This window comes from Streptomyces sp. (assembly GCF_036566765.1).
In the GTDB taxonomy this organism is placed as follows: Bacteria; Actinomycetota; Actinomycetes; order Streptomycetales; family Streptomycetaceae; genus Streptomyces.
On the sequence record NZ_DATCVQ010000575.1, the window covers coordinates 1 to 5,589 of the forward strand.

General features: G+C 72.6%; 4 protein-coding genes. 2 read left to right on the forward strand and 2 right to left on the reverse strand.

Annotated elements, in window-relative coordinates; translation table 11 throughout:
- Positions 1–227: 227 nt before the first annotated feature.
- On the forward strand, positions 228–1,913 hold the full coding sequence (locus tag VIU94_RS33405) for a hypothetical protein (RefSeq protein WP_331917318.1): 1,686 nt from the start codon (positions 228–230) through the stop codon (positions 1,911–1,913).
- A 4-nt stretch (positions 1,914–1,917) separates the two neighbouring features.
- Here VIU94_RS33405 and VIU94_RS33410 read toward each other — a convergent pair whose 3' ends face one another.
- Both VIU94_RS33410 and VIU94_RS33415 read right to left on the reverse strand, forming a co-directional pair.
- The gene (locus tag VIU94_RS33410) at positions 1,918–2,622 is read right to left on the reverse strand and encodes a helix-turn-helix domain-containing protein (RefSeq protein WP_331917320.1); all 705 of its coding nucleotides are present in this window, start codon (positions 2,620–2,622) and stop codon (positions 1,918–1,920) included.
- Positions 2,623–2,682: 60 nt separating this feature from the next.
- Entirely contained in the window at positions 2,683–4,107 is a 1,425-nt protein-coding gene (locus VIU94_RS33415) for a nucleobase:cation symporter-2 family protein (protein ID WP_331917322.1), read from the reverse strand.
- A gap of 392 nt (positions 4,108–4,499) precedes the next feature.
- Between VIU94_RS33415 and VIU94_RS33420 the strand changes: the two genes are divergently transcribed.
- Positions 4,500–5,589, forward strand: a 1,090-nt coding sequence (locus tag VIU94_RS33420) for a DUF4140 domain-containing protein (RefSeq protein WP_331917324.1), incomplete at its 3' end; no start/stop codon positions are given.

The window sequence follows — 5,589 nt, forward strand, 5'->3', positions numbered from 1 at the left end:
CAAGAAAGCTAACGGCGACGCACCGACCGGCTGTACCCACCCTTTTGGACGGCTTGCGGGCGGCGGCATCACGTGCCCGGACGAATCGGCTTGTGTCAGGTCTGGGCGGACGGCTGCGTGATCGGTACAGTCCTCGGCCGAGTCATGAAGCTCACATGGAGAAGTCATGGGGCTCACGTGGAGACGGGGGATGCGTGCGCGGTTCCGGGGGGAACAGATCAACGGTCTTGAACGAGTTACGAGTTGCGGCCGCCGCGCATCCGCTGGTCAACCTGACCGGACCGTTGGGAGTCGGGAAGTCCCGGCTGGCGGCCGGCCTGGAGAACGCGTCGGCGGTGGACCTCGATCGGCCTGACGCACTGCCTGTACTGCGCAGAGCGCTGACCGACGCCGATCCCACCCGCACCCTGGTGGTCGACAGCGTCGACGGGCGACAGCGCCTTGAGTCGCTGCGCGAGGAGCTCGAGAGCGCGCGGGCCGAGCGCCCCACCGTGGTCGTGGTCACCCGTCGACCGATCCTGTCCGATCCTTCCTGGGCCGGCTCGGGCACCGTCACGGTCGCCGTGCCACCCGTCTGCGCCGGCTGGATCGCCACCCGGGCGGCCGGGATCGCGGACTCCAGGGGACGCTCGCTGGTCACCCGGCTCGCCGACGGCATCCCCCTGCTCGCGGACGCCGCCTGCCGTGCTCTGGGCTCCGGCGTCCCGGCGAGCTCGCCCGGTGCGGTCGCCGACCTGATCGCCGAGGAGATCCTGGTACGACTCGGTCGCGAGCTGCCCGGCCGTCGTCGGCAGCACGCCTTACGGCTGCTGGCCACCGTGGGGGCGGCCGACGAGAAGCTCCTGCCCGGCGGGCCCGACCACTTCGCCTCGCTCGCCGGGCTCAGCGTCGTCCACCGCGACGCCCTCGGACTCCGCATCGCCGAGCCGTTCCGTACGGTGCTCGAACTCGCGTACCGGTGGCGGCAGCCGGAGGCGCACGAGACCGTCCGGATCCGCGCCCGCGACTACCGCCTCAATCTGCTCACCCGCGCCCGCGACCGCGAAGAGCGCGCCCAGCTCGCCGAACAGGGCCTCTTCCTCACCGGCGACCCCCTGCTGCGACGCGAGCTGTTCCCGGCCAGCGAGCGTCTCGTGGACTTCCGCACGGCCCGCCCCGACGACGCCGACGACATCGGGCGACTGATGCGCCAGTGGGCCGCGCACAGCGGCTTCGACCCGCGCCGCTGCGACCGTCTCACCGAGCGCTGGGCCTCGGACGACATCTCCGCTTTCCACCTCGCACGCGACCGGGACGGCCGGGCGATCGGCGTGGCCAGCCTGATGCCGATCAACGAGCGGACGGCGGACGGCGTCGAGTCGCTGCTCCAGCAGCACAGCGGCGCCCTGGCCGGCGGCGGGCTCTTCCTCGGAGCCGCGCACTGCCCCGATCCGGCCGCTCGCGGCCGCCTGCTGCGGCACGTCCTCGGGCAGGCCGTCGACGGCGGACGTCTGATCGTCTCCACCGCCAGCCCCGAGTACCAGGCCCTGGTCCGCGGCCTCGGCTTCCGGGTCCACGGCGGCATCCGCGACGACGTGTACCGCTGCGGCCGCCGGCCCGAGGTGTTCAGCAACGACTTCGGGGCCGCCGCCCTGCCCTGGTGGATGCAGCGGATCGCCGATGGCGGCGGGCTCCCGCCGGAGCCGGCCAGGCCGTCCGGACCGCGGCTCGCCCCCAAGGAGCTGCGGATCCTGCTGGACTACGCGTCCGGGATGACCCTGAAGTCCGCCGCACGCCGGGCCGGTGTCACCCCGAACACGGCCAAGGACTATCTCAGCCGCGTCAAGTCCAAGTACCGGCTGGCGGGCAGGCCGGCGTACACGAAGATCGACCTGGCCCTCCGGGTCCGCGAGGACGGCCTGGACAGCCTCTGAAATGTCATGGCGACGGGCGGGCGTCGTGCCCGACGAGGTGCAGGAAGCGGTCCGACAGGGCGAGCAGCCACGCCGCGCGCTCCGTGGCGATCTCCTTGAGCCGGGCATCGTCGCTGCGGGCGACGAGATGCCCCATGTAGCGCTCGTTGAACCGCCCGTACTCCGCGTGCAGGGTGCGCAGCGCCTGCGCCACTCTGCGCTCGGGTGCGCCGACGAGCCGGGCGAGCGAGGCGGTGTACTGCTTCCAGCGGCCTTCGACGGCCTGGCGGAGCAGGCCGTCGAGCTCGCCCGCCCCGCCGATGACGCGCAGCAGTTCGCCGTGTTCGAGGTCCAGGGCGTCCGCCAGCATCAGGGTCTGCCGGTCGGTTCCGTTCCAGCGGTGCTCGTTCTCGGCGCGGGCGTAGTCGTGTACGTCCATGCCGATGCGCAGGGCCAGCCTCTCGGCGCTGAACTGCCGGGCCAGGCGATGCTCGCGCAGGGATCTCGGCCGCACGCCCATGAGCTCCGGCACGGGGCACCACAGCGCGTTGGCCAGGGCGAAGAGTTCGGCCTCCGAAGGCGCCACCGCCCCCGACTCCCACAGCGTGACGACCTGCACCGGAAGGTGTATCCCCAACTGGGCCATGGCGGATACGACGTGATCGGGCGTCAGGCCGATGCGGAGACGGGCGGCCCGGGCCTGGGCAGGGGAGAACGGGGGGTGGGACACGTGCGGATCACCTCGGTGGGCGGCTCCACGGAGCGGCGGGCCCCGTGGAGCGGGAACGGGTCAGCGGGCCGTGGCGGTCTGCGGGCCTGTCCCGTCGTCGTACGCGGCCAGGCCGTCCCAGTCGATGTCCTGGCGGTCGCGACGGCTCTCGAACACGTGGAAGAACAGGTTGAGGAGCACCGCCGTCAGCGTGCCGAGCGTGATCCCGCTGCCCAGGACCGCCCGCACTTCGGTGGGCAGGCGCTCGAAGAAGGGCGCAACGGCCGTCGGGAGCATCGCGGCGCCGAGGCTGACGGACAGGATGATGGCGTTGCGCTCCTCCCGCAGGTCGACCTTGCCGAGGATCTGGATGCCGACCGTGGCGACCATGCCGAACATCGCGACGGCCGCCGCGCCGAGCACCGGGTGGGGGACGGACGCCACCACCGCGCCGGCCTTCGGCACCAGGCCGAGCAGGATCATGAACACGCCGGCCGCGACCACGACGAACCGGCTGGTGACACGGGAGATCCGGACCAGGCCGATGTTCTCCGCGAACGCCACGTACGGAAAGGAGTTGAACACTCCGCCGAGGACGGTGGCGACGCCGTCGGCCCGCAGCGCACGGCTGACCGTGTCGCCGTCGACCTTCCGGCCGGTGATCTCGCCCATGGCGTACACGTCTCCGGTGGTCTCCACCATGGTGATGAGCATGACGACGACCATGGCCAGCATGGGGAAGACCGAGAAGTGCGGCATGCCGTAATGGAACGGGGTGCTGACGCCCAGCCAGTCGGCCCCGTCGACCGCCCCGAGATCGGCGTCGCCGAGCAGCCACGCGACGGCGGTTCCGCCCACCAGTCCGAGCAGGACCGCGACGCTGCGCAGGAACGGCCCGCCGAACCGCATCACCAGCAGGATGAACAGGAGGGTCCCGCCCGCGTACGCGAGGTTGGCGGGGTCTCCGTAGCCGTGCCCGCCGATCAGCGCCGCGCCGCCGCCGACGTCCTGGAGCGCCACCGGGATGAGGACGATGCCGATGACGGTGAGGAGGGTGCCCGTGACGATCGGGGGGAAGTACGCGGTCAGCCGCCCGGCGAACGGGGCGAAGAGGAACGCGGCGACGCCTCCGGTGATCACCGCGCCGTACACCACCAGGAGTCCGGCGGTGCCGCCGCCCGCGCCCTGCCCGATGGCGATCATGGGCGAGACGGCCGTGAAGGTCGCGCCCTGCACGAGCGGAAGCCGGGCTCCGATCCGCCAGAAGCCCCACGCCTGGATGATGGTGGCGATCCCGGCGGTGACCAGGTCGGCGTTGATGAGGTAGACGAGCTCCTGCTTCGAGAGCCCGAGGCTGTTGCCGAGGATCACCGGTACGAGCACCGCACCGGCGTAGAACGCCAGGACGTGCTGGAAGCCGTAGAGCGCGAGGGTGGGGAGCGGGAGGACCTCGTCCACCGGGTGCACGGTGGTGAGGGGTCGTCGGCGCGAGGCCAGTGGTGCCATCTCTGCCTTGCCTTGGGGGTAGGTGAATGAGAGGGAATGAGCGGGGGGATGAGAGGGGGCGCGACGCCGGGTCGCGCGGAGAGCCTCGACGGGTGTGTCCGGGCGACCGCGCGGATCAGGCGGTTCACGGGATGGCGGCACGGGGTTGCCGGTGCGCGGCCAGGCGTCCACACATGGAGGCGTGAGGGGGCCGAGGCGAAACGGCCCCGGCCGGAGTCAGATCCTTGCGGACGGGCATGGCACCACGCAAGCCCGAAGGCCATGTTTCTTGAAGTAAAACCCTTCGATAACTTTCGAATCAATGGCCTTGGATCGCTTCAACTACGGATTTCGTTGCCTGCGCTCCACGGGCGTAGGCTTCGCTCGGCATGGACGCGACGGGGGCGGAGCACATGACGGCGGAGCCGGTACAGAGGTGGGGATCGACCCTCGATTCGGTCGTGGTGTACGCGCGGGGCGCGCTCTGCCACCGCCTGGCCCGGGGCACTGTGCCGCCGGACGGCCGGGTGCGGGTGACGGGACTCCCCCGCTCGATGGACCCGGACTCACTGCGCGCCCGCATCCTCGGCGCCTCCGGCGTGCGCGTCACCGAGGCCCGGGTGGAGGTCGAGGCCGAGCCGCCCTCCGTCGGCGCATCCAGTGAGTTGCGGCGCGAGGTGGAGCGACTGCGCGACGCGTACGAGGCGGCGGAAGGTCGTCGCAATCGGCAGCTGAGTCTGATCGCGGAGGTCAGGGCGCTGCACCCGGTCCCGCCGCCCCGCAAGCGCGACGACCCGCACCGGCGCACACCCGTCGACGCGTGGCTGCAGCTCGCCGACTTCGTCGACGACCGGCTCACGGGGCTGCACGCCCGCCTCGCCGAGCTGGAGGAGGCTCTGCAGCGCGCCGAGCACGAACTCACTGTGGCCGCGGACAAGTTGAACCGCGCCTCCACCGACGCGCCGTCGGCGCGCGTGGACGCCACGGTCTCCGCGGTCCTGACCCTCTCCGGCACCGGTGACACGGAGGTGGAGGTGGAGTACGGGGTGCCGGGCGCGGTCTGGGTACCGGCGTACCGCCTCACCCACCGTCAGGGCGAGGGCGGCGGCCGGCTGGTGCTGCGCGCCTCGGTCGCCCAGCGCACCGGCGAGGACTGGACCGGCGTACGGCTCGCCCTGGCCACCGCCGACCTGCGGCGCCGCACCGACCTGCCGAGGCTCCGCTCGATCCGGATCGGACGCCGTCAGCCCGCCCCCACGCCGTCCGGCTGGCGCGAGCCGCCGGCGGGGCTCGCCGACCTGTTCGCCGGGTTCGACACGGCGGGCCCACGGCCCGCTGTCGGGCCCGGATCCGCGCCCGTGGCTGTCAGCGCCGGCTCCGCGCCCGGTCCCGTTCCACCGCCGCCGCAGCCTCCGGCACCGGCGCCCCAGGCCTACGGCGCGCCGCCCGCAGCGCTCCCGGTGCCCGGGGGCGCGTACGGTGCCGCCCCCGAGGTCTACGGCG